Below are 26,272 nucleotides of genomic sequence, written 5' to 3'. Positions count from 1 at the left end.
ATGCATTTTTCAGTATAGAAAAATAACTTATATGAAAAAAGCAAGCATTTAATTGCTTGCTTACTGACTAACGACCTGGCCCCATACGCGGCCCCGGAGCTTTACCCATACGAAATTGATGCTCCTCTAAGACTTCATTGAATTCATTAGCATCTCTCAGGGTAACGAAAATTGCTGGCTTAGTCACTAACGTCATCATTTTTACTAATTCTTCATGCGTAAATTTGGTCATTAAAGGAAGATTAGTTAATGTTGTAACGACGTCTGGCCTTTCTAAAATGCTATTATTTTCACAAATTTTTTGATAATTTGCAGCATTCAACATGCCTGCTTGCTGCAAGTAATTCATAAAATGAAATGTCCCGACACCCAATTGACTTACCTTTAAAAAATCTTCCTTTGATGAACAGTGATTAATAAGTGATGTACTGTGTAATAACAAAAGATTTTTGGCAAAAATATTAGCATTCTCGGGATTTCTCTCAAGTAATACAAAATAGTTATTTAACAATTCGGGCACTGCTAACAGTTTTCTAGCACCTTCATAAATTCTATCGATGAATTTTCCTTGTCTTACAAGAATATCAACGATACCCAGATCATAAATGTCTTTTGTTAATAATAAATCAAGCAGATTAAGCATTGTATTCATGTGGGCAGGTGAAATTAAACTTGCGCGAAGTTTATCTACTAAAGATGCAGGATTGTATGCATGATCCTGAAGCTCAATAAGGAATTGAGAAATATTGAGTGATTCCTCAGGATAAGCAAGGATTAAATTAAAACTCGATTTGTCAAGCAAATCTCTCTCGTGTAGATCTCGTGCGGACTGCGCCACAGTTGAATCGCTCCTGGCAGCCTGAAACAAAAGTTCCATTGGCACAAAATTAGGTTCGATATCTAAATCTTTCATCACTCCCAATAAATTGACTGCCCCTCCAACATTGGCAATATTTTGTCCAATAACATGTTCCAAATGATCAGTCAGCTCAATTTTAAGTTCTTTCAATGCCTTAAATACGGAAATTAAACGGTTACCACTCTCCGGGTGTGCTGCAATGAGATTGATCATTCGCCGCTCAAATCCTAGACCTAATTTATTCAAACGGTTAAGAAAAACACTACTTATGATTGTTGTTTTTTCTTCTTTATCATCTCCTCCGCCAGCTCCAGGAGAAGAAGAAGATTGCATTAATCCTCGGACAACTTCAGGCTTTAAACTTTGGATAATCGTTTGAGTACTCATGCTTGTTGTCTCTATGTTTTCAGTATTATTATGTCCAGCCATAACTGTCCCTAAATTGCCCTCAAAGGACTAAAATATAACACAAATGGCCATCTTAAAGCAAATTTCATTGTTTCAAGCTTGGGTTTTTAATTAATTGATGCTTTTCAATTATTTCAATAAATTCATCTAAATTGGTTTCAGAACTCGGTTCAGAAATTAAACCAAGCATTTGTGCTAATTCTGATTTATCGAATTCTTCAAATAAAGGAAGATTACTAAACAACTCAATGACCTCCTTTTGCATGAGAATTGAAGTATCTTGACAGACTTTTTTATAATTTTCAGAATTTAATATGCCTGCTTGCTGCAGATGAGACAAGAAATGAAATGCTCCAATCCCCAATTTGCTTATCGTTGATAAATCTTCTGTTTTTCTATAATCAATGAGTGACTCTTTATGTAATAACAAAATAAGATTAGCAAGGACATTGGCATTCTGTGGATTATTCTCAATGACACCGAAGTAACTTGCTGCGAGTTTATTTTTTGCAGTAAGTTTTGCCGTGCCCTCATAAATTTTATCGATATATTCCTGATGCTTTAAAAGAACATCGAAACATTCAAAGTAATAGAGATTTTTATTTAAAAGAAGGTTAAGTACTCTTATTGCCGTATCCATATTTTTTGCAGAAAACTTATGGAGCTTTTCGACTATTTTCTCTGTAGGATAAGCGTGCTGTTGAAAATTAATGATTAAATCAGCAAGCAATAAAGAGTGCGCAGGATAGGCAAACAAAAGATTTAAAGTGGCTAAATCAAGGGAGGCACGCGTTTTGAGCAGCTGTATTCCCTGTATTAGGGCTGTATCTGATTGTGCACCAGCAAATAAACGCTCTAGAGGAAAAAGAGTTACATCAATTTTTTCATTGTGCATAAAATCTAATAAATTGCTCAAACTACCTGCATAAGAAACATTGCTGGCAATGATATTATGAAGTGTATCATTCAGCTTAATGTTACATGTTTTTAAGCGCTTGAATAAGGAGGCAAGCCGATTAACATACTCAGGATTATCCTCAAGAGTTTTCAACATCCGTTCATCAGGATCCAAACCCAATTTTTTTAAGAGAGTCATAGTCTTACCTTCTGCCGCAGTTATTTGATTAATCTTAAGATATGTCATTACCGCCTCACTGTCCTGTGCCATTTTCTCTTTGTATCTCAAATAAATATCAATGAATTTTTATTTATTATTTGGCGTGTACCACCAAAAAAAAGTCATTGAGCTCAAGATAGTAACAAAGAAAATATATTTTAAATATAGTAAATAATAAAAATACATCCTCTTTCCTCTCTATTTTAACCCCTCAATAATGAACATTTTATTTTCAATGAAATCACTTAATGGTCACTTAAGATTAATTTTATATAATGGCAACCATTAGGTAAATTGTGGCCTACATATCAAAATAAGACCCACAATGACCTAACTTAAAAATTAATGTCTAAAAAATATATTTAAGGGGAAATTTAAGATGGGCGCAAGTCGAGAAGTTGTTGAACAACAAATTAAAGATCTAAAAGATTATACAGATACCGTTGCTGCGGTCCATTTGTTAAAAGAAGTGGTAACAAATGGTGCGGTAGTAACAATAGGAACAGCAAAGGAAAGTATTGATATAGAAAACAATAAAAAAGATCCTAAGATCGGAAATGTCGTAAAAGCGATTTTAGCAAAAGCAGGTAAGCCTGGGGAAAGCACTAAATGGGAAGATAAAGGCGATGGAAAACCACATCTTGAAGCTGCTATTACGATTGGTGGCGCAGTTTATACAATTGACTTGGTCTATGAAGGCAATGATCATACTGTAAGTACTACACAAAATTATACGGTAAATATTACCAGTAAGTTAAATTCTGAAGTGAGCAGAGGAAAACTATTCTTCGATCACGATCATACAGCTACTGTTAAATTAACCTATGACAAAGATGGTGATCTTCGTGCGGTAACTAAAAAAGGACTATCCGTTGATACCAAATCGTTTGTTCCATACGCATATCAAAATGAAATTTTAGCTAAATTTCATGACAGTTTAAAAGCAGGACAAGAACAACGACTCGCAGTTATGGGTACCGGTTCCGGAAAAAGTATTGTTATGGCCGGTATTGCTCAAGCCGTTGGGCGCACAGTCATGATTGTTCCTGATCAAACATTGGTAAACCAACAATCAAAAGAAACAACTGACCTGCTTGGTGCCGGAGTGGTCCATGGGGTTAAAGCAGTTCCACGAGTTTTCACTTTGGATACTCTTAAAGGTAAAGTTGACGTTCTTTGGGAGGCTTTGGAGAAGGATTTAAGTGATATAGAGGAAGAAGATATACAAAAAATCAAAGTATATTTTCGCAAAGTAATTGCAGGTACTGAGCCTTTTGATCAAATTGTTTTACAAGCTGAGCATCCCTTATTCAAGATTATTGCAAGTGAAATAAAAGATTCTATGGTCTTAATTGATGAAAGCCATAAACATACTTTTAAACCAGAAGATGCAGAAATTTTGAAAGGAATAAAAGAACGTAATTCAGTCCTGGCATTAACAGCCACTCCAACTTCTGAATTATATGAGCTCTTTAAAGGTGATCCTTTAGATGACTTAAGTCTGGGTGCTGCAATTGAACTCGGAACTATTCGACCGATTAAACCTGAAATGGCTTATTTGGAAGAAGGTGATTTGATTGACCAAGCCGTAGTTCACTACTTTGATGATTATTATCTTGAAGAAGGGATGATTGGTTATGTTGATCCTCTTGAATTAAAGAAACAGATCATAAAAGCGGAAACAGGAATTGAAGACTCTGTAGCACAAGAAAGAGCCATTAATCAGGCTTTAGCATTGAACCGCATCCGTTGCCAACGTAATATGGGTTTTTCTGACGATAAAGAAACTCGTAAAGAATTAGCTGGAATCTATCAAAAAATCGCCAATGGAGATAGAGAAACTATTGAAAAATATCAAGGTGAAGTTGCAAAACTTAGACAAAAATCTGAGTGTGACGCACGATTGAAATTGGCTCAGAAATTTGGCGCCGTAGATGAAGTAGAATTCCGAAAAACTGTAGCGCTACCGGTAGTAAATCTAAAGCAAGATATCGCTACAGAACAACAAAAAGATATTCAAAGAGCAATCAATAGCTATGCTCTTGCTCTTGTCTTCAATGAAAAGCATACAGATATCGCGGAAAAGGACAGAACTCACAAACTTGACGACTATTTGAAAGAATGGGATCAGCATATTGCGAAATATAAAACGAAAAATGATGAGATACCTAAACCATTTCTTACCAAGCTTGAATCATGTGAAACAAAAAGCAGAGAAACACTAAAAGAAGCTCTAGAAAAGTTAGGCGCACCTATTTCCAAATTGCCTACAGCACAAAAGGAAGCCATTACCAAATTGATATTGGATAGAGCAGAAGCAATGGTAACTAAGGTCAAAGGATCTGAACCCATATCTGAAGTGATAACTGGAGCACCGCAGCCTAATTTAGTCGCTTTGCAAGCAACTGCGAATTATTCTAGTGCGATTGATATGAGTACGCCACAATCTACAATTGATGAGCAACTTGCTCAAATCGAAATAGGTTTGAGAACCCATATCGTAGCAGATCAGGTGATTGCAACAGGGGTGAGTATCAGAGATATCTTGAACGTGCAAATTATCAATACTAATTCGCCTGTTATTGAATCAGATATCAATGTGATTAACGGAATCCTCTCAGGGCCCCAGGCAGCTGGTCGTTGCGTAAGAAATAAAGATACTGAAGCTCGTGTTCAACAATACATTGATCAACGATATGAAGGCAAAGGTCTAATTCTTACCGTAGATGCGGTCATTGATCCGAAAAACTCAGCAGCAAAAACAAGAGAAGTTATGGAAAACAGGGAAAAACAAGCCAAGAAAGAAGCGGCTGTTCTTCGTCTTCTGAAGACTGAGCTAAAAGGTTTTGAAGCGTTTACCTTGTTTCAACGATGCGTACCTTTACATGAAAAAATTGAGGGGCTCGTTAAAAAATTGGAAACACTCGATAATCTATTAAAAGACAAAGAGAAGAGCCTGCTTTCCCAACAGCTAAAACAGGTTAAGGTTGAAGAGCTACATTCGGCTAAGAAGAAATCTCTTGTTGAAGAAATCGATGCTCTTGAAAAAGAGTTATACATTGTACCTGGAAGAAAAGGAAAAGACGGAGCAACCCCGCTTCCACCTGAGTATGCTCGAAATGCATCTCTTTATTTAGTGTGGGTGAAAATAACTCTTAAGAAAGCAACACTTGAAGCTGAAACAAAAGAAGTACGTCAGACTATTAAGGAAATAGAAGCTGAAGTAGAAAAACTGGAAGAGGCTATCAAAGAAATCCAAGCTACGTTCAGAGAGGGAAGTTTGGAACTGGAGAAACTGAGAGCGGAAGAAGAGCGTATGCTTAAACAAATGGAAGAAGTCAGCAAGCAATTTACTGCTGTATAATCATGGATTAAATATTCTTTGTACTTCATCAAACCCTCCGCCTCTGCGGAGGGTTTTTTTATGATCAGGTTCCGAACTCAAATACCAATTCAAACTTCTTAGCTTACGAAGTGATATCGAGTTTTAATATCGCGAATTCAATTGTTAGAAAAATATTTTTCGCAAAAATATTAGCATTTTCCGGATTTTCTCAAGTTTTGTCATCATTATTTGATTGCTTTTAAGACAGGTCATTTACCACCTCATCATCCTCTAAAAACTTTATTTATATGATCAAATAATTTTCAATAAAATCACTTAATAGTCACTTAATATTCTTTTTGTATAATTCCCGCATTAGGTAAATTGTGACCCAACTATATAGATAAATCTCACAATGACCTAACTTAAAAACAAATGTTTAAAAAATATTCGAGGGGAAACTAAAGATGGGCGCTAGTAAAGATATAGTCCGCAAGCAGATTGAAGATCTTAAAAATTATACAGATACTGTTGCTGCGGTCCATTTATTAAAAGAGGTGGTAACTAGTGGAGCAGTAGTTACAATAGGCCGAGCTCAAGAAATTATTGCTATAGAAAATAAGGAAAAAGATCCAAAGATTGGAAATGTCGTAAAAGCGATTTTACAAAGTGCAGGTAATCCTGGAGAAAGCACTAAATGGGTCAAAAAAGATGACGAAAAGCAACATCTTGAAGCTGCTATTACGATTGGTGGCGCAGTTTATACAATTGACTTGGTGTTCGATGGATATGATTCTGTTGTAGATACGACGCAAAATTATACGGTAAATATTACCAGTAAGTTAAATTCTGAAGTGAGCAGAGGAAAATTATTCTTCGATCATGGCCATACAGCTATTGTGAAACTCACCTATGATAAAGAAGGTGATCTTCGTGCAGTAACTCATAAAGGGTTAGCTGTTGATACCAAATCGTTTGTTCCATACGCATATCAAAATGAAATTTTAGCTAAATTTCATGACAGTTTAAAAGCAGGGCAAGAACAACGCCTCGCAGTTATGGGTACCGGTTCCGGTAAAAGTATTGTTATGGCCGGTATTGCTCAAGCCGTTGGGCGCACAGTCATGATTGTTCCTGATGAAACATTGGTAAAGCAGCAAATAAAAGAAACAACCGACCTGCTTAGCGCCGGAGTGGTCCATGGGGTTAAAGTAGCTCCACGAATATTCACTTTGGATTCTATTAAAGGTAAAGTGGACGTTCTTTGGGACGCTTTGGAGAAGGATTTAAGTGATATAGAGGAAGAAGATATACAAAAAATCAAAGTATATTTTCGCAAAGTAATTGCAGGTACTGAGCCTTTTGATCAAGTTATTTTACAAGCTGAGCATCCCTTATTCAAGATTATTGCAAGTGAAATAAACGATTCTATGGTCTTAATTGATGAAAGCCATAAACATACTTTTAAACCAGAAGATGCAGAAATTTTGAAAGGAATAAAAGAACGTAATTCAGTCCTGGCATTAACAGCCACTCCAACTTCTGAATTATATGAGCTCTTTAAAGGTGATCCTTTAGATGACTTAAGTCTGGGTGCTGCAATTGAACTCGGAACTATTCGACCAATTAAACCTGAATTGGCTTATTTGGAAGAAGGAGATTTGGTTGACCAAGCCGTGGTTCACTACTTTGATGATTATTATCTCGAAGAAGGGATGATTGGTTATGTTGATCCTCTTGAATTAAAGAAACAGATCATAAAAGCGGAAACAGGAATTGAAGACTCTGTAGCACAAGAAAGAGCCATTAATCAGGCTTTAGCATTGAACCGCATCCGTTGCCAACGTAACATGAGTTTTTCCGACGATAAAGAAACTCGTGAGGAATTAGCTGAAATCTATCAAAAAATCGCCAATGGAGATAGAGAAACTATTGAAAAATATCAAGGTGACGTTGCAAAACTTAGACAAAAATCTGAATGTGACGCACGATTGAAATTAGCTCGGAAGTTTGGCGCCGTAGATGAAGTAGAATTCCGAAAAACTGTAGCACTACCGGTAGTAAATTTAAAGCAAGATATCGATAAAGAACAACAAAAAGATATTCAAAGAGCCATCAATAGCTTTGCTCTTGCTCTTGTCTTCAATGAAAAGCAACCAGATATCGCGGAAAAAGACAGAACTCACAAATTTGATAACTATTTAACTGAATACGATCAGCATATTGTGAAATATAAAAAGGAGGTGTTACCTGAACCCTATGCTACCAAACTTAAAACGGCTGAAGTAAAAAGCAGGGAAGACCTTAAGGAAGCCTTAGAAAAGTTAGGCGTACCTATTTCCAATTTGCCAGAGGCGCAAAGAGAAGCCATTACCAAATTGATATTGGATAGAGCAGAAGCAATAGTAACCAAGATCAAAGGATCTGAACCCATATCTGAAGTGATAACTGGGGCGCCGCAGCCTAATTTAGTCGCTTTGCAAGCAACTGAGAATTATTCTGGTGCAATTGATATGAGTACGACTCAAACTACAAAAGATGAGCAACTTGCTCAAATCGAAGTAGGATTGAGAACCCATATCGTAGCGGATCAGGTAATTGCAACAGGGGTGAGTATTAGAGATATCTTGAACGTGCAAATTATCAATACTAATTCGCCTGTTATTGAATCAGATATCAATGTAATTAATGGAATCTTGTCAGGACCCCAGGCAACAGGCCGTTGCGTAAGAAATAAAGACACTGAAGCGCGTGTTCAACAATACATTGATCAACGATATGAAGGCAAAGGTCTAATTCTTACTGTACATGACGTTATTGATGTTAAAAACTCGGCAGTGAAAGCAAGAGAAGTTTTGGAAAACAGGGAGAAACAAGCTAAGAAAGAAGCAGCTGTTGTTCGTCTCCTGAAGACTGAGTTAAAAGGTTTCGATGCATTTACCTTGTTTCAACAATGTGTGCCGTTACATGATAGAATTGAGGGACTTGTTAAAAAATTGGACGTTCTCGATAATCTTTTAAGAGATCAAGAGAAGAGCGTGGCTACTTACCGGTTAACAAGAGATAGAACTGAAAAGCAATATGAGTCTAGGAGAGAAGAGCTCGAAGGAGATATAACAGCTCTTGCGAAAGAGTTAGAAATTATCCCTGGAAGAAAAGATAAGGCCCCAGAAACCAGACTTCCATCTGAGTATGCTCGAAATGCATCACTTTATTTAATGTGGGTAAAAATAACTCTTAAGAAAGCAACCCTGAATGCTGCAACGGAAGAAGTACGCTCCACTCTTGAGCAAATAGATCATGAGATAGAAAAACTGGAAGACTCTATCAAAGAAATCCAAGTTACGTACAAAGAAGGAAGTTTAGAACTGGAGAAACTGAGAGCCCAAGAAGAGCGTATGCTTAAACAAATTGAAGAAGCCAGTAGGCAATTTTCTGTATAATAATGGAATAAATACTCTTCGTACTTCATTAAACCCTCCGCTTGCGGAGGGTTTTTATTAGGTAGTGGGAATGGGATCCTCAAGCTAACCTTTACTCATCTTTAATAATTAAGTAGATCAGAAGAACTAAAAAAGTAATAAATACTTGGAATGCAGTTGTTATAGCCCCTCTTAGCGAGGATGACATCCATATGCCAAACCACTCACCAGCTATAGACATAAATATCATTTGCCAAGTTAAAAATCCCAAAGTAAGCCCTGCTACAACCCAATTCTTAGCACCATTAAATACGAAAGCGTTTGCATGCCGCACTTTAAATAACTTCCATGCCCCTACACCGCAAATTATCGTAGTTAACAATTCTAAACCAGTGATAACCAGATACATTGCATGATGCAGTATGGGATTGGTAATGGCTCGATAACCAATTAAAGAATCCGGAAATATATCGTTCATCATCAGCGTGCGTTCGACCGCAGCAAAATTGACATAATAATCAGAAACATTCCCGAAAACATCCAGAAAACAGTAAAAAGCAATTGCTAGAATACATAGTATTTTTGATGTTCTTATCATTATTGTCCCGTAGTATTTCTTACAAAACGCAATAATATATGATCGGTTCGCGCTGCAGATTCATGTATGGCCTTACTTGGACTTAGAAAACCAGCAAACATCGCCTCCAAAACCTCGTCATTGATGCTGCGAATCTGATTTTGTGGACCAAAACGTTGTAACGGTTTTTCTTGTAACTCACCTGCTAAATCAGTACGCGCCATCAATAAGGTAGGATGGCGACTGCTGCGCAAAATATCTTCATAAATACCTTGTAACCCTATGGGAAGATAGCCTGTATGCTCATGCCAACGTTTTTGTGTCTCGGGTTTGGCAATAAACGCAAAGAATTGGGCTATCCCTTTATATTCTTCCTTCGTTTGTCCAGCCACTGCCCATAATGCAGCTCCCCCAGCAACATTCGCATGCCTTAGTTTACTTGCTTCAGTATCCAAAGGCATACTGGCAATGCCTAAACGAAAGGGAACCAAAGCTGATAAACTGTTATAAGCTCCAGAGGATTGACTAAATAAAGGACAAACACTGCTGGTAAATAAAATGGTAGCATCATCAACCCGGCCTGCATATCGAAAATAATGCAATGAATGCCACCGTTTCAAACGCTCAAAATGACGGAGTAATTGCGGTGTTGCATAAACAGCACGTGCAGGATTATTCTGGGTTAACGGTAATCCATGAATCGCCAAAAACGATTCAAAAAGCACCCATCCAGGATAAGCTGTGGTATAGGTGCAATCATAACCTGCTTTTTTTAACTTTTCTGCCAATACCTCCATCTCAGACCAAGTACGAGGAAAATTGGCTTGTGAATAACCTACTTTGGCAAGTATATCTAGATTGTAATATAACGTTGCAACTGAGAGATTAAAAGGCAAAGCCATTAATTGCCCTTTATTGCTATAAAATTCACGAACCGATTGAATAAAGTCTTCTTGAGGCAGGCCCATCCCTTGTTCTTGCATCAACTCATCTACTGGCTTGATTACCCCCTTTGGTGACTGCATAATGGAAGTGCCTACCTCAAAAATTTGCACGATTGCAGGAGGATGATGTGCTTTGAATGCAGCAGCAAAACTTGTTAATGTCTCTACATAATTTCCCTTATAAACAGGTTTAATGAAATATTCACTTTGGCTTTGATTAAAGTCATCAGCAAGCAGCCTGACTTCATCACCAAGATGTCCTGCCATTCCATGCCAAAGCACCAGTTCAACTCGTTTTGCCTGGACAGACAAAGTAGAAAAGAGAATGAATAAAAAAAGTAATAATTTTTTCATGCCAGTAAATCAGGATAATCACTAAAAACCGCATCAACCCCCCAGCCAAATAACTTATTAGCCAAACGTCTGCGATTCACCGTATAAGCACAAAGTACATAACCCGCTGCTTTAATTGCCTTAACCCGCTCCTCTGTTAAAACCCTGCGATTAAGATGAATGGAAAAACACTCTAACTGTTTTGCTTTTTGTAACCATTGCCCATCCCAAACATGCAGTAATAAACCTAATGGCATTTCAGGAGCGATACTGCGACATAAAACTAAAGCATCCCAAGAAAAACTGGAAACCAAAGGCAACTCTTTATCTTGTGGCCAATAACGTTGAATGTGGCTCATTACCGCTACCGCAGTTTGCTCTTCAGTACCAGGATAAGGTTTAATTTCCACATTTGCCTGAACGCCTGAAAAAGATAACCACTTCAGTACTTCTTTAAAATGCGGAATATGTTCGCCTTTAAATTGTCGTGAAAACCAAGAGCCTGCATCCAAAGAGCGCAAATATCCGGACTCAACCATGCCTACATTACCGCGCCCATTTGTTGTTCTTTTTAAATTGTCGTCATGAATTACAAAAGGTTCTCCATCAGCACTACACATCACATCAAACTCAACAAAATGACATCCTAAAGCCAAAGCCTTGTCAAAAGCAGCTAACGTATTCTCAGGAGCATATGCAGACGCACCTCGATGCCCAATAATTTTTTCAACAACCAACAAATTGATTCCCCTTGTATAAATAGTGGTTTTTGTACCAAGCTTGCCATTAATTACTCACATCCCTACTCTATATCTCGCAGCTTGCCTACACGGAATCCATAAAGCAGTTTCATTACAGGAGTCAGTAGACAATTCTTTATGAAGATCCTCATAAATTTTTATTCTACATACCGCGCATAAAGCGCGCGTAGAGAGCTTATAAAATTAGTTAACAATAAACTAATTTAAGTTTACGTCTATCTCTCAGAGACACGCCCCATGAACCAGTCATAGGGTAGGACGTCGCAGATACTTTAATTCAATGACAGCATCCTGCTATTTTATTGCTTACGATTCGAAGCAACCTCAACAATTGCGGTTAATATTAATTCATTACTGACTGTCAAAGCCGGAGCCGCAGCTGCTGCTTCTCCTACCATCATGGTATTCATCGTCTTCGCTTGATAAGGTCTTGGCTGAGGCGGATTAGTTCCTTCAACAAAAACCAAATTACTGACACTGTAATTTTGTCCTGGGTATGCTTTATTAATACGAGCAAGTTCATCATTCACTTGTTGATACAAGCGTTGGCGAATTTGCCCTAAAACAGCTTGAGTTTCATCAAAACTTGGTTTGAAATCAACACTGGATATCTCATATTTAGCACCAGGCAAACTCACATCTTTGGCATTTTTATAAATATCAGTTAATGCTTCTTGATTTACTCGTGCTTGTGCTTGCACATACAACTTTTCAAGGCCAGAACTATCCTGTGAACGATCGAATTCGAGCAAATGCCATTCTCCTTTTGCGATTTTGTTTAATCGCTCCATAATATCAGCACGTGCCTTCACTAAATCAGCACTGGTTAAAGTCACATTAATATTGACGCCCAATAAAGCCGTTTGAGTTGTAACCCATTGTTTTGCTGAAACTTGAAAATCAATTTTATCAAGGACTAACTGAGGAGGAAAAACAGGAGGCGGTAAGGCATTTTCAGCAAAAGCAAACGGTGTGACTAACATTAAAGCCAACATTCTGACAACTACTTGGCGCATGACACTCTCCAACTTGATGAATAATGAAATTAAGTGTATATCAGCATACCTTAAGACACCAAATTATTAACCTTACCATTGATTTAATCAAAAAATAGGAATATAACTTCTGCAAAATATTTGCAAGAGGAGCATAAACAATGATGTCAGTGGACAATATATCAAATAGTAACCCAATAATAGCTGAAGATGATTTCCTCGATTACGCCCTCTCTCATGGTTTTGGTGACTTACATTTTAAAGTGGATCCTGCAACTGGAATGAAAGCAATAATCGCCATTCACAATACCAAATTAGGTCCTGCTTTAGGTGGCTGTCGTTTTATTGAATATCCGAGTACTTATGCAGCAATCCAAGATGCCATGCGCCTTGCACGGGGAATGAGCTTCAAAGCGGCATCAGTCAACTTGCCTTTGGGAGGCGGTAAATCAGTTATTATCAAACCTAATGGCCCATTTGATCGCGCCCAATACATGCATCAATTTGGTCGATTTGTTAATGAATTGAATGGACGTTATATCACTGCTCTTGACAGTGGAACTGAATTGCCAGATATGGATATCATTGGGGAACATACTCCCTATGTAGCCAGCTTGTCCAAGTACCATGGCGATCCTTCACCGTCTACCGCCAGAGGGATACTACGAGGCATTCAAGCAGCTGTCGCTTTCAAACTAGGCAAAGGAAACCTCAACGGTATTCATGTAGCCATTCAAGGCTTGGGGCATGTTGGATTTTTGCTCGCCAGACATTTGCATGAATTAGGAGCTACACTAACTGTTGCTGATATTTCTCCAACTGCAGTAGATCGTGCTGTTGTTGAATTTGGCGCAAAAGCAGTTAGTACCGATCAAATTCATAAGGTTCCCTGTGACGTTTTCGCACCTTGCGCCTTAGGTGCAATTATCAATGACATCACTATTTCTCAACTGCAAACTACAATTATTGCCGGAGCCGCAAATAACCAGCTGGCTCATACCTATCATGGTAAAAAATTACATGATAAAGGTATTTTATTTGCTGTAGACTATGTTATTAATGCCGGGGGATTAATTTTTGCAGCCTCTAAATATCTTCATACTCCAGAAGAAAAAATTAATGAACAGATCGATGCAATTTATGGCCATTTAACTGAAATTTTTGCCCTGTCTGTTAAAGAAGATTTACCTACTAGTGAAATTGCGGATAATTTGGCAAAAGAAAAATTATCTTAAGGGTTTGACAATTCGCTAGATTGAGCCAAAATGAGATGATTTTAGAATATCGAAGCACAGCACATACTAATGAAGTATGGGTGTTTCAGAGGCACATAAAACTCGGCCATTGTGGCCAACAAGATAGTAGAATTGTCAACAACTCCTAAAAGGATACTATGAAGCATTTAAGCCTAACTCCAAACCTTTATGAATACATGCTGGATAAGTCTTTGCGGGAACACCCGTCTCTGACTGGTCTGCGCAAAGTAACCTCTACTATGGAGTTGGCAAACATGCAAGTCGCGCCGGAGCAAGCACAATTTATGCAATTGCTCTTGCGTTTGATTCAGGCAAAAAATGTTCTAGAGTTAGGTACATTTACCGGCTATAGTGCTTTGGCAATGTCTTTGATGCTGCCTGATGATGGTAAGCTCATTACCTGTGACATCAATGCGGAATGGACAAGTAAGGCACATCCTTTCTGGAAAGAAGCAAAACAAGACCATAAAATTGAATTACGACTTGGCCGTGCGTTAGATACTTTACATGCATTAATCGCTGAAGGTTGGGAACAAAAATTTGATTTTATTTTTATCGATGCCGACAAAACCAACTATGTGAATTACTATGAATTGGCATTGAAGCTCATTCAACCTCAAGGGCTAATCGCTATAGATAATATATTCTGGGATGGTAAAGTAATCGACGAGAATGAAACAGGTAGCCAGACCAGAGAAATCAGGAAACTGAATGAATTGATTAAAAATGATCAGCGTGTGTTTATTAGTTTATTGCCGATAGCAGATGGATTATTTTTAGTACAGCCATCTTAAGAAATAATATAACCCAGGCTACAGTATCTTTGTTTTTTCCATCCTTAGAAGAAGGAATTGTTATTAAGTACCGAATAATTTTAAAGGAGTAAATAGACAATGCCAACAAACAACAACCCCTGTGGATTAGATGGTTTTGCTTTTCTAGAATTTTCAGGCCCAGAAAAAAAACGTCTGCATCAACAATTCACTGACATGGGTTTCCAAGCTGTTGCACATCATAAAAACCAAGACATCACCTTATTTCAACAAGGTGAAATTCAATTTATAGTCAATGCAGCAACCAATTGCCAAGCTGAAGATCATGCCAAAACTCACGGAGCAGGTGCCTGTGCTATGGGATTTAAAGTCAAAAATGCCAAAGCAGCCTTTGAATATGCAATCAAACACGGAGCAACTGCTTTTGAAGATTGCACCCATGCTCATCATGGCTTACTTGGTATCCAGGCTATAGGCGGAAGTGTTATTTATTTTGTTGATGATCAACATCAACCTTTCTCTGCTGATTGGGAACATCAACCCAATAAAAAAGTAGAAGGAAATGGTTTAATCATGATTGATCATTTAACCCATAACGTATTTCGCGGCAATATGGATAAGTGGGCTCAGTTTTACGAATCCATTTTTAACTTCCAGGAAATTCGTTATTTTAATATTAAAGGAAAAATGACTGGATTATTAAGCCGTGCGCTGGGTAGTCCTTGTGGGAAAATCAAAATCCCCTTAAATGAATCCAAAGATGATTTGTCACAAATTGAAGAATTTCTTCATCAATACAAAGGGGAAGGCATTCAACATATCGCATTAACCACCAACAATATTTATCATACGGTGCATACATTAAGAGAACAAGGCGTTAAATTCCTTGATGTTCCAGATACTTATTATGAAATGTTGCATGAGCGCCTTCCCTGGCATCAAGAGCCAGTCAATCAACTTCAAGAAGAGAAAATTCTGATTGATGGCGAGGCTGATCCGAAACATGGTTTATTACTGCAAATCTTTACGGAAAATATCTTTGGCCCTGTGTTTTTTGAAATTATTCAACGCAAAGGAAATCAGGGATTTGGTGAAGGTAACTTTCAGGCATTATTCGAAGCCATTGAACGAGATCAGATAAGACGTGGTACTTTGAAAGAAACATCTGCTTAAAAAATTTGGTGACTAGGTACTATAATCTGGATGAAGCACCTGTCTCTTAATCATATCTCTGCCAACACCCCGCGGCTTGTCCGCAGGGTCCAGTGTTTTAGGATAGATCTTCTGGATCCAGCAGACACGCTGCGGGACGTTGGAATAGAGCTAGGCTGATTTTTCAAAGAATGTGTAGAAGATTCGGGTAAAGCACAGCAGAACCAAGACCATAACGACTAATGAGGATCGTATGAAACTTGCCAGTTTAAAATCAACATCACGAGATGGAGAATTATGCGTAGTCAATCAAGCATTGACTCTTGCACTACGTGTACCCCAGATTGCAGCCAATTTGCAATATGCTCTAGAACATTGGGACACAGTAAAAGAAAAGCTGCAAAAGGTCTATCAACAACTCAATGAAGGACATTTGGAAAATACCATCAGCTTTGATCCGCAACATTGCACATCTCCCTTACCCCGAGCTTATCAATGGGCTGATGGAAGTGCTTACGTTAATCATGTTGAGCTTGTACGCAAAGCCCGTGGGGCTGAACTGCCAGCAAATTTTTGGACTGATCCTTTGATGTACCAAGGAGGTTCTGATTCCTTCCTTGGCCCCAGAGATCCCATTTTAGTTGCTGATGAGGCATACGGCATTGATTTTGAAGCAGAAGTTGCTGTGGTAACGGGTGATGTTCCTATGGGCATAAGTGCTAAAGATGCAGGTCAACATATTAAATTATTGATGCTGGTTAATGATGTCTCTTTACGTAATTTAATTCCAGATGAGCTGGCAAAAGGTTTTGGTTTTTTCCATTCCAAACCCTCCAGCAGTTTTTCTCCTGTAGCCATTACTCCCGATGAATTAGGTACTGATTGGGACGGTCAGCGAGTGCATCTGCCTTTATTGAGCCATCTAAATGGACAATTATTTGGTCAACCCAACGCGGGAATCGACATGACCTTTTCTTTCCCAGAGTTAATTCAACACGCAGCAAAAACCAGAGTCCTCAGTGCAGGAACAATTATTGGTTCAGGTACTGTTTCGAATCTTGATCGCAGCAAAGGTTCTTCATGTATTGCTGAAAAAAGAATGCTAGAACTCATAGAAAATGGTCAAGCTAAAACATCTTTTATGCGCTTTGGGGATCGTATCCGTATTGAAATGCTCGATAAACGGGGCACAAGCCTGTTTGGTGCGATCGATCAAGTCGTTGAGCGGATATAAGTAATGAAACTTTATGACTATTTTCGTTCGACAGCCTGTTATCGTGTTCGTATTGCTCTGAACCTGAAAAATATCACTTATGAAAAAATTGATATTCATTTAGTGAATCATGGCGGAGAGCAACATAGCCCTGAATATCGAAAGATAAATCCTCAAGAATTAGTTCCCAGCTTGGAAGTCAATGGAAAAGTGATTAATCAATCACTTGCCATTATCGACTATCTGGATGAGACTTACCCAACACCTGCTTTATTACCTCAAAATCCACTGGATAGGGCCACAGTAAGATCGCTTGCCTTAATCGTTGCTTGTGATATGCATCCTTTGAATAATTTAAGAGTATTAAATCGGTTAAAAGAGCAATTTCAAGTGAATGAAGCACAAGTTACAGAATGGTATCACCATTGGCTTAAAGCCGGATTTGATGCTTTTGAAGCGAAATTGCAGCCTATTAAACGCAGTCAATCTTTTTGCTTTGGGAATGCGCTTACTTTAGCAGATCTCTGCCTTATTCCTCAGATCTACAATGCAAACCGGTTTCATTTTCCAATGGATAACTATCCTCTTATCAATGAAATCAATAGTCATTGTTTGACCCTGGAACCCTTCAAAAAAGCAGCTCCGGAGGCTTCTTCGTAGAGATCCAAGAGGTCTACCTCACTCAAACTGAGTTATTTCATCATGTCTTCTTTGCGGCGACAACTTAAGAAAAATATTCTGGCATCCAAAAGACTGGGCTGAAAAGCAAGCGTAGATACAAGATCGGGCCTTGGCCCGACAATTTTCAATTAATAAAAAATTCATTCATAAAAATAGCTTCTGGAGAAATTGGTTTGGAGAGTAACATCGATTTGTCGAGCCAAGGCCCGACCTACGTTTGCTGTCTTGAAATAAAATTCAAGACAGTTGCTATCTTGCTCAATTCGCAAATAAATTTGTCATCCTCGCGCAGGCGGGGATCCATTTTTATATTGGCAGTGTGCTCCATCATGGATGGATTCCTTCCTGCGCAGGAATGACAATATCCGCTTTATACTAGGGTTGACGGCTATCGGGCTGAAAGGCAGCATATATGCTTGGACTTTCTTAAGTTGACACCATTGTGATCATGTACATCAACAAACTACATGGATAATCTTCTTTTTTTCGATGGACTATCTTCTTCCTTATTCTGTTGTTCCAGATGAATATTAGAATCATCATCTTTGGGTTCTAATTTAAAGAATCGTTGCCCTGAATATATTGGGGAAGCCTCATTTTCTTCCAAATCATTTAAATACAGTGCCATTGCATAATTTTCATCAAATTGAACTCTTTCCAACTCTATATCCATTTGCTTCACTGCTTCAAAATTGTATTCTTCAGCGAGCTTCCTATATTTCACCTGATCTAATTCGTCACCTTCTGTTGGATTTTTAATAGAACTTAATGCTTTATATAGAGATAAATAATAGTTACCCAGTTTATTTAATAATTCCAGTTGAAGAGCTTCATCATAAAAAGCTTCAGGAAGTTCTTCCCCTTTAGGATCGGCTATTAGAGGCTGTATAAAATTTAAATTTTCCTGGCATAAGAAAATAATTTTATATGGATTATATTCATTTGAATTTTGCAAACGGTCGATTTCTTTTTCATTATTAAGAAAGCGAGCATTTTCAAAGAGTTTTTCTTGTTTATTTTGCATTTGCTAATCCTAGACTTTAAAATTAATTATGATTAAAAAATATAAATAGCTTTTAAAAAGCGAGTGGATTTTCTAATTTTTTTACAACATAATCAATAAAAATTATTTAAAATCAAATAATTAATTTAAAGCGGCAAATGATTTTTCTCATATTCTGTTCAGAACCACGCTTTGCTTAGCTCTACTGTCACAACACCTTGGGGCGTTTTTTCCAGTATACTCCATACTGTTTTACATCGTTGTAAATGACCTACTAAGTAATTTTTATTGTTGCATTTGTAACGTATCGGCATTTGATCATAAGTTTTTTCTGAATGAATTGCTTTACAACGCTCTCCAGTGGTTAACTCGACTCCCCAAGGATAAGCGCGATACATATCCAAAGTTTCATTGAGCTCATTATTCAAAGGCTGCCTCACATTAATTTGTACACTATCGCCAATCCAGGGAGATTGAGGACATAAAGCCTCTGTCCTGTTTGGACCTGATTTAACAAAACAAGGATCATAAGTTTTGCCATGTGCACTACAACGCCAGGCATCTTCGCGGATGATGAGTTGTGATTGAGAATAGCACTCTCCCTTGAGTATCTTTTTCACTTGAGGAGTTACCTGTTCTGTCGCATCCCCATAAGGTCTGTATAATTTTAATATCGTATCATTTGCTGTGGCCATACAAGAACCAAAAAACAATAAAATACAGAGTACTATTCGCAACATAATATTTCCTCAATGATCTAGGGCCTGCTTATAATTCTGTTATCTTCGCGCAAAGCCTTGATTTTCTGTATTCCGATGCCGCCATACTTTTATGTACGCTGCTCAGTGCTTGCAAAATCAACTCATTGCGACTTAAATCTCGGGAATTGCAGACAGATCCCAATTAAGCACTTTCATTTTTACTGATATGTAATTTAAAAGTTTTATTTTAGGAGTACCGCACTAGAGCAGAAAATCCATGCCTTTTAGTACCAAGATAGTAGAAATGCGGATAACCCCAGTGTATCATCTCATTTTTAGTTGAAGGTATCTATACTTCATGAGGTCACAAATTGCGATTTTTTTGGCATATCCAGTCTCGCTAACCTAATGAATTCTTCAATCGAAAATGTATATCAGACTGATAGAATTTAAAAAAGTACTAAGGCTTGTTTGCATTTCGCTAGCTTGCGCCTAAATAGTCTGATTTTCGTAATGGAAATAAACACTAAAAATGCTTTGTGACCGCGCAAAATATATATAGAATGAGGAGTAAAAAATGACCAAAGCTTTTACCATAAAACAGTGTTTAGATGGTGAAATCCGCATTGATGAACACGTTACTGTTAGAGGTTGGGTAAAGACCCGACGTGATTCCAAAATGGGCTTATCTTTTATTAGCCTGCATGATGGCTCCTGTTTTGCTCCTATTCAAATCGTAGCTACAGATGGTTTATCTAATTATCATGATGAAGTCAGCAAACTTACTGCTGGATGCTCACTGATTGCCTCAGGAAAATTAGTTGCATCACAAGGAAAAGGCCAAGCTTTTGAAATTCAGGCTGACTCGATTAAAGTCGTAGGTTGGGTAGAAAATCCGGATACCTATCCTATTCAAGCGAAACGTCATACACTGGAATTTCTACGTGAAGTAGCCCATCTACGGCCTCGTACGAATACAATTAGTGCGGTGACGCGAATCCGCCATTGTCTGTCACAAGCCATCCATCGTTTTTTCCATGAACAAGGCTTTTTTTGGGTGCATACCCCCATTATCACCTCAAGTGATTGTGAAGGTGCAGGTGAAATGTTTCGCGTATCCACTTTAGATCTTTTAAATGTGCCTAAAAATGAATACGGCCAAACTGACTTTAGCAAAGACTTTTTTGCTAAAGAGACTTTTCTTACCGTTTCAGGCCAGTTAAACCTAGAAGCCTATTGTATGGCTATGTCCAAAGTATATACTTTTGGGCCAACTTTTCGCGCTGAAAACTCAAATACAAGCCGTCATCTGGCGGAATTCTGGATGATTGAGCCTGAAGTTGCTTTTGCTACTTTGTACGATATTTGTGATTTAAGCCAAACGATGCTGCGCTATTTATGCAAAGCTGTTCTGAACGAGCGTGCGGATGATATGGACTTTTTCAATCAATTCGTTGCCCCCGGATGTATTGAACGCCTGGAACATATTGTTAATTCAGATTTTGAAATCATGACGTACACTGATGCCATTAAAATTTTGGAAAAAGCAGAGCAATCATTCGAATTTCCAGTGAGTTGGGGATTGGATTTACAATCTGAACATGAGCGCTATTTAGCAGAGGTTCACTGCAAAAAACCCGTCATACTGACCAATTATCCTCAAGAAATTAAAGGTTTTTATATGCGCCTCAACGATGATGGAAAAACGGTTGCTGCTATGGATGTTTTAGCACCCGGGATCGGTGAAATCATCGGCGGCAGTCAGCGCGAAGAACGTCTGGATATTCTGGATAAGCGCATCGAGGAATGCAATCTAAATAAAGAAAGTTATCAATGGTATAGGGATCTGCGTCGTTACGGCACAGTACCCCATGCAGGCTTTGGTTTAGGTTTCGAACGATTGGTAAGCTATGTTACCGGTTTAGCCAATGTACGCGATGTCATTCCTTTTCCACGCACACCAGGACATGCTGATTATTAAGAATAAATCTATCTTCTTGGATATGAAGCAGAACTCCATACAGATTCTGCTTCAATTCATAAAATGTTACAAGACTAATAGGCTAGAGTGGAATAAATTCACTTTTAGTCTCTTCTTCGCTTGACTCTTCGAGTATTGTTTCTAATCCTGCACGATGATGCGATTGAAAATCCTTTTCTTTTAAGGTGTTACGGCTTCTTTTAGAAGACAAAAAACCATGAGAAGTTAATGGAAGTCCAACATCTGTAAGCTCATATTGTTTTTTGTCTGCTTTGATCTTATCTATTAAACTTCCTGGTGAGTTACTCAAGGGGATATCTCGAGGCAAATCATCGGAGGATCGCTTTTTACCAATCTTTTCAGTTTTTTTAAACATCTTATTATTTCCTGTTTTATAATTCGAAACAATTCCGGTTGGACTTAGCTAATAGTCAGAGCTACTTAAAGTCAGATAAAGTGCCTTCTCCTAGCACTAAAACTCTATCCATTTGATTGGCTAATTGCTGATCATGAGTCACAATAACCAAAGCAGTATTCATTTTTCTATTCAACTCCAGCATTAAATCAAATACTTTTGTTGCAGTTGTCTGATCCAGGTTTCCCGTAGGTTCATCTGCCAATACACAATAGGGTTGATGCACCAAAGCTCGAGCTATGGCAACCCGTTGTCGCTCTCCGCCTGAAAGCTGTGCAGGTTTATGAGTTTTTCTTTCTTTAAGACCAACATCATCCAACATTTTGCTTGCTTCAGCCTCTGCATCCTTCACTGAGATATTTGCCAATAATAAAGGCATGCAAACATTTTCAAGGGCGGTAAACTCAGGTAACAAGTGATGAAACTGATAGATAAATCCCAAACCTTGATTGCGTAGTTTACATCGTTGTTTTTCGTTTATCTTTTGCCAATTTACATCCTTAATGCATACATCTCCGCTTGTTGGTTTATCCAATCCACCCAACAAATGCAATAAAGTGCTTTTTCCAGATCCTGAAGGCCCAATAATTGCCAAACGCTCCCCTTGAGCTATGGACAAATCAATCCCTCGCAATACTTCGACTTTGGAAGTACCGTCATTGTATGACTTGCATAGTTTTTCCGCATTTAAAATAACATCACTCATAATGCAAAGCCTCCGCAATTACTGTTTTTGAGGCCCGCCAGGCAGGATAAATTGTTGCAAGAAAACTCATTAATAACGCCATAACACAAACTTTCCATAGATCGCTAAACAGAATCTCAGAAGGCAAATAATCAACAAAATAAATACTGGATGATAAAACTTTAAAATGAAACCAGGTTTGCAGATGATTCACAATTGTGGTTGCATTTTTTGCCAATACTAATCCACCAAGCAAACCAAAAAAGGTACCTACAATTCCTACCATCATTCCTTGCACAATAAACGTCCATAATATGGTAGAAGGAGTCGCACCAATAGTTCTTAAAATTGCGATCTCTGCTTGTTTATCATTAACAACCATCACCAGGGAAGATACTAGATTAAATGCAGCCACTGCGATAATTAGTAACAAGATCAGAAACATCATTGTTTTTTCCATTTTAACTGCTTGGAAAAATGCGCCATATTGCTGCGTCCAATTACCTACCTGATAGTCGTCGCCTAATAAATGAGATAATCGATAAGACAATTCAGGTGCTTGGTAAACATTACCTATTTTCATCTTGATTCCAGTTACCTCATCACCCATTTGCAATAATTTTTGCGCATCTCCCATATTGATAAATGCCAATTTGGTATCAAAATTAAACCCGGTTCCAGCTGAGAAAACCCCAACCACAGTAAATCGCTTAAAACGAGGAATCATTCCAGCAGGGGTAACTGTTGCTTGGGGAATCATGACGGTAACCTTGTCTCCAATCATTGTTCCCATACTGTCTGCCAGTCCTCTACCCAAGATAATGCCAAAATCTTTTAAATTACTTAAGCTCCCAGCAAGCAATTTATCTTGTAAGCGACTCATCTGTTGTTCTTTTTCGGGTAAAACTCCCGTCAGGACAACAGGTAAAACCTGTCCGTCATGAACCATTAATCCTTGTCCGCCAACATAGGGGGCCAATGCTTTAATTTCAGGAATCGTTTGGATTTTTTTAGCCACTTCAGGCCAATCACTAAGTCGTTCATTAGGTCCAGAAACCGTAATTTCGGGAGCCATCCCGAAAAACCGATTATGGATTTGCTGGTCAAATCCATTCATTACCGATAAGACCGTAATAAGAACCATCACTCCTAAGCCAATACCAAGCATTGAGCTTAACGAAATAAAAGAAACAAAATGATTTTTCTTTCTGGAACGCGTATAGCGCAACCCCATAAAAAGGGCTAATGGTTTATACATATTTGCTTTGATTTTTGGTTAAAGTCTTATTGTAGAGAAAAAATCACCCAAGAGATATACCTTATACTGAGTTCGGCTTATTTATTATTTTCTTCATCAGATAACCCACATGCTTATCCACAGAATTTGTGGATATTTCGTTTTATCGTAGGCCGATTGTCTTTTTTCATATATTAATTTTCTATAAAAATCACTAATTTTACAAATTGTGAATTTAATTTATTTAAAGTAAGATGTTTTACCAATCAAACCATTGACTTAACAGAAGGACGATTATGGCCTCATCACAAGTAGAAGTAAAAAAAATCCTCTTAAGTGATAAGATGATCGCCTTAGTCAATAAACCTGATGTTCATTTTGATGAAATAGAGACATTGGTAGGCGAAGAGCTTACGGTAGTTCCAGGTGGCAAAGCACTTGATCAGTTAACTGATTTCATTCATCTCGTTTCCTTCATTAAAGCAAGACGTTTTTCTAATCCTGTCTTGGCCTTGCAGGTGTTTATCAATGAAAATACAAGCCAGGAAACGCGCAAGGCTCTGATTAAAGCAATTGGGATGGCCCCTGCACGCGATGATAAAATTTATGAGCTCATCTGTTTTTTAGCCAAAAAAGATACACTTACCCGGTATACACAAATAACCCATGTTACTCCGCTACGTTTTACCACGGGCGAAGGTGAGTTGGAATATACGGAAGAATGTAGTGATTGGTATTTAATTTTTGATCTGTTTGGACTCAGTAAAAGTCTGCCTTCTGAATTAATTCCTTTAATAGCAGAATTATTAACCACAACGAATCCCTCTGTGGAAGATTTTCGAACGCTTGAAAAATTTCTTAAATTCGTAGAAAGACTCGATCTTTTACGGAACGATATAATAGAAGCAATGCTTCCCCAATTAAGATATAAAAACAGTATAGAAAAACTTCAAACATTCCTGGGCTATTTACAAAGTAATGATTTTCTACACCCCACCATTTTAAAGCATACCCTGCCTTTATTACATCATTTAGACGCGCTTAAAATTTTTTTCAATGCCTACCTGCAAGAACTGAAATCTGTCGGCTCATGCCAAGAAACATTAAGGAAACTCACTCCATTTTGCCAGCTTTCTCTGCCTGAGAAGGGAAGTTATGATGATGTAGTGTCAACCAATACTCCGTTGCATCAAGCCATTATTGAACGTAATCTTTTTAATCTGGAACATGCATTGAGCTTGGCAAACTCGAAACTTCTCTTGGCAACCTCTTATGACAATACAGCCTTGCTCTTAGCCTGCAAACTGGCTGATAAAGAAGCTGCAAAGCATATTTTGGAAAAAATGCGCGAGTTAAAATGTAATGTAAATCAAACTGACCATCATGGGATGACCGCACTTCATTGGGCAAGATTTTATCATTTTGATGATTTAAGTATGGAACTTATTGAAGCAGGTGCCAATGAAGAATTAAAAGCAACAAATGGTAAAAACTGTGCCTACTTCGTAAAGCATCAATTTACGCTTACTGATTTTAAAATAGAAGGTCGGGAAATTGTTGACGATTTCTTCAAATTAAAAAATTGTGCTTTGACTGACATTGCTTTTCATGCAGACAAAATTGCCTTAAATTTAAAATTAACTACCTCAAAAGAGGTGATGGATTTGTATCACAATGATGAAATAGCTCAAATTCGCTCATCCAATCGTTTCTTCTTATTTTTTAAAACGTTTCGTACCCGATTAGTTGAATGGTTAGGGAAACAAAGAGAACTGGATTATCAATCCAGTTCTCTAACAGCTGAACAAAGAGTAGTTCCAAGCTGATGCAATAAAAATTGTAGCCGGGGATCAAGAAAGGATACTCGGTACCGTATTTTTTTAATAAACTAGCGGTTATCCTATAAGGTATATAGCCACTATGTAAAACCTGCTATCAGGTAAGGTAATTTGTATGAATCCTAGCTCTTGGTATTATCCTTCACTCATCGCTTTATGTCTTTATGGTGCCTGGGGCTATTGGGGCACAAGAGCATCCAGTTTTATTAATCCCCTGTCCATCACTTTTTATTCAAGCATAGGTGTATTGATTTCTGGCATCATCGCTTTAGTATTACTTGATTTCAAACTGGATCTTTGCCCTAAAGGGAGTACATACGGACTATTGAACGGCTTAGCAAGTGGCATTGCCTGTATTTTTTTCATTGTCGCGCTTCGTAACGGACCTACAATGCCCGTAGTACTCGTCACATCGATGTATCCTATGATTACTCTCTTGTTATGCGTCGTCTTTCTTAAACAAGGGCTAACATTCAAACATGGATTGGGGATGATCTTTGCAATTCTTGCGTTGATTTTATTTGCTACAGAATAAGGCTCTACCCCAAATAAGGGGGCACTTTAATCAAGTTAGTCTAGACTAACTAATTGATTTC

At 37.9% G+C, this 26,272-nt stretch carries 21 protein-coding genes; 10 read left to right on the top strand and 11 right to left on the bottom strand.

The window, feature by feature from the left end:
- Window positions 1-67: 67 nt before the first annotated feature.
- Window positions 68-1,288, bottom strand: a complete 1,221-nt coding sequence (locus A8O27_RS13475; RefSeq protein WP_058459704.1) for a hypothetical protein — start codon at window positions 1,286-1,288, stop codon at window positions 68-70.
- A 64-nt stretch (window positions 1,289-1,352) separates the two neighbouring features.
- Window positions 1,353-2,411, bottom strand: coding sequence for a hypothetical protein (locus A8O27_RS13470; RefSeq protein WP_058459980.1), 1,059 nt, complete (start codon window positions 2,409-2,411; stop codon window positions 1,353-1,355).
- Between the two features lie 352 nt (window positions 2,412-2,763).
- On the opposite strand from A8O27_RS13470, the gene A8O27_RS13465 reads away from it, so the two are divergent.
- Window positions 2,764-5,748 carry a DEAD/DEAH box helicase family protein gene (locus A8O27_RS13465; protein ID WP_064115103.1) on the top strand — a complete coding sequence of 995 codons (2,985 nt, stop codon included), beginning with the start codon at window positions 2,764-2,766 and terminating at the stop codon, window positions 5,746-5,748.
- A 428-nt stretch (window positions 5,749-6,176) separates the two neighbouring features.
- Window positions 6,177-9,152 carry a DEAD/DEAH box helicase family protein gene (locus A8O27_RS13460; protein ID WP_064115102.1) on the top strand — a complete coding sequence of 992 codons (2,976 nt, stop codon included), beginning with the start codon at window positions 6,177-6,179 and terminating at the stop codon, window positions 9,150-9,152.
- Window positions 9,153-9,243: 91 nt separating this feature from the next.
- Here A8O27_RS13460 and A8O27_RS13455 read toward each other — a convergent pair whose 3' ends face one another.
- The 4 genes from A8O27_RS13455 to A8O27_RS13440 form a co-directional block, all read right to left on the bottom strand.
- Window positions 9,244-9,729 carry a DUF2165 family protein gene (locus A8O27_RS13455; protein WP_115684275.1) on the bottom strand — a complete coding sequence of 162 codons (486 nt, stop codon included), beginning with the start codon at window positions 9,727-9,729 and terminating at the stop codon, window positions 9,244-9,246.
- A complete protein-coding gene (locus A8O27_RS13450; RefSeq protein ID WP_058459707.1) occupies window positions 9,729-11,006 on the bottom strand; it encodes an extracellular solute-binding protein in 1,278 nt (425 codons plus the stop codon). Before A8O27_RS13450 ends, A8O27_RS13455 begins: the two co-directional genes overlap by 1 nt.
- Complete coding sequence (gene ugpQ, locus A8O27_RS13445; RefSeq protein WP_115684347.1) at window positions 11,003-11,722, bottom strand: glycerophosphodiester phosphodiesterase; 720 nt, start codon at window positions 11,720-11,722, stop codon at window positions 11,003-11,005. Before ugpQ ends, A8O27_RS13450 begins: the two co-directional genes overlap by 4 nt.
- 323 nt (window positions 11,723-12,045) lie before the next feature.
- Entirely contained in the window at window positions 12,046-12,762 is a 717-nt protein-coding gene (locus A8O27_RS13440; RefSeq protein WP_058459709.1) for a hypothetical protein, read from the bottom strand.
- 140 nt (window positions 12,763-12,902) lie between these two features.
- Here A8O27_RS13440 and A8O27_RS13435 point away from each other — a divergent pair, with 140 nt between their 5' ends.
- The 5 genes from A8O27_RS13435 (at window position 12,903) to maiA (ending at window position 17,795) form a co-directional block, all read left to right on the top strand.
- Window positions 12,903-13,976 (top strand): Leu/Phe/Val dehydrogenase, encoded by a 1,074-nt coding sequence (locus A8O27_RS13435; protein ID WP_058459710.1) that lies wholly within the window; start codon window positions 12,903-12,905, stop codon window positions 13,974-13,976.
- Between the two features lie 158 nt (window positions 13,977-14,134).
- Entirely contained in the window at window positions 14,135-14,791 is a 657-nt protein-coding gene (locus A8O27_RS13430) for a class I SAM-dependent methyltransferase (protein ID WP_058459711.1), read from the top strand.
- Window positions 14,792-14,890: 99 nt separating this feature from the next.
- Window positions 14,891-15,943 carry a 4-hydroxyphenylpyruvate dioxygenase gene (gene hppD / locus A8O27_RS13425; protein ID WP_058459712.1) on the top strand — a complete coding sequence of 351 codons (1,053 nt, stop codon included), beginning with the start codon at window positions 14,891-14,893 and terminating at the stop codon, window positions 15,941-15,943.
- A 232-nt stretch (window positions 15,944-16,175) separates the two neighbouring features.
- On the top strand, window positions 16,176-17,156 hold the full coding sequence (locus A8O27_RS13420; protein ID WP_058459713.1) for a fumarylacetoacetate hydrolase family protein: 981 nt from the start codon (window positions 16,176-16,178) through the stop codon (window positions 17,154-17,156).
- A gap of 3 nt (window positions 17,157-17,159) precedes the next feature.
- Window positions 17,160-17,795 carry a maleylacetoacetate isomerase gene (gene maiA, locus A8O27_RS13415; RefSeq protein ID WP_058459714.1) on the top strand — a complete coding sequence of 212 codons (636 nt, stop codon included), beginning with the start codon at window positions 17,160-17,162 and terminating at the stop codon, window positions 17,793-17,795.
- Window positions 17,796-18,279: 484 nt separating this feature from the next.
- Here the strand turns inward: maiA and A8O27_RS13410 are convergent, their stop codons facing one another.
- The gene (locus A8O27_RS13410; RefSeq protein WP_058459715.1) at window positions 18,280-18,840 is read right to left on the bottom strand and encodes a hypothetical protein; all 561 of its coding nucleotides are present in this window, start codon (window positions 18,838-18,840) and stop codon (window positions 18,280-18,282) included.
- 158 nt (window positions 18,841-18,998) lie between these two features.
- Window positions 18,999-19,559 (bottom strand): hypothetical protein, encoded by a 561-nt coding sequence (locus tag A8O27_RS13405; RefSeq protein WP_058459716.1) that lies wholly within the window; start codon window positions 19,557-19,559, stop codon window positions 18,999-19,001.
- A gap of 538 nt (window positions 19,560-20,097) precedes the next feature.
- Here A8O27_RS13405 and asnS point away from each other — a divergent pair.
- Window positions 20,098-21,501: an asparagine--tRNA ligase gene (gene asnS / locus A8O27_RS13400; RefSeq protein WP_058459717.1), complete on the top strand. Its 1,404-nt coding sequence runs from the start codon at window positions 20,098-20,100 to the stop codon at window positions 21,499-21,501.
- 82 nt (window positions 21,502-21,583) lie between these two features.
- Here the strand turns inward: asnS and A8O27_RS13395 are convergent, their stop codons facing one another.
- The 3 genes from A8O27_RS13395 to A8O27_RS13385 form a co-directional block, all read right to left on the bottom strand.
- A complete protein-coding gene (locus A8O27_RS13395) occupies window positions 21,584-21,877 on the bottom strand; it encodes a hypothetical protein (protein ID WP_058459718.1) in 294 nt (97 codons plus the stop codon).
- Between the two features lie 61 nt (window positions 21,878-21,938).
- Window positions 21,939-22,622 carry a lipoprotein-releasing ABC transporter ATP-binding protein LolD gene (lolD, locus tag A8O27_RS13390; RefSeq protein ID WP_058459719.1) on the bottom strand — a complete coding sequence of 228 codons (684 nt, stop codon included), beginning with the start codon at window positions 22,620-22,622 and terminating at the stop codon, window positions 21,939-21,941.
- Window positions 22,615-23,859 (bottom strand): lipoprotein-releasing ABC transporter permease subunit, encoded by a 1,245-nt coding sequence (locus A8O27_RS13385; RefSeq protein WP_058459720.1) that lies wholly within the window; start codon window positions 23,857-23,859, stop codon window positions 22,615-22,617. The genes lolD and A8O27_RS13385 overlap by 8 nt, the downstream gene beginning before the upstream one ends.
- Window positions 23,860-24,134: 275 nt before the next feature.
- Between A8O27_RS13385 and ankQ the strand changes: the two genes are divergently transcribed.
- Both ankQ and A8O27_RS13375 read left to right on the top strand, forming a co-directional pair.
- Window positions 24,135-25,664, top strand: a complete 1,530-nt coding sequence (gene ankQ / locus A8O27_RS13380) for a Dot/Icm T4SS effector AnkQ/LegA10 (RefSeq protein WP_058459721.1) — start codon at window positions 24,135-24,137, stop codon at window positions 25,662-25,664.
- A gap of 127 nt (window positions 25,665-25,791) precedes the next feature.
- Window positions 25,792-26,211 (top strand): EamA family transporter, encoded by a 420-nt coding sequence (locus tag A8O27_RS13375; protein WP_058459722.1) that lies wholly within the window; start codon window positions 25,792-25,794, stop codon window positions 26,209-26,211.
- Window positions 26,212-26,272 lie beyond the last annotated feature (61 nt).

The organism is Legionella bozemanae, assembly GCF_001648595.1.
Taxonomy (GTDB): domain Bacteria; phylum Pseudomonadota; class Gammaproteobacteria; order Legionellales; family Legionellaceae; genus Legionella; species Legionella bozemanae.
The sequence above is the reverse complement of the archived record's forward strand: the minus strand, read 5'-3'. Positions and strand labels throughout refer to the sequence as shown.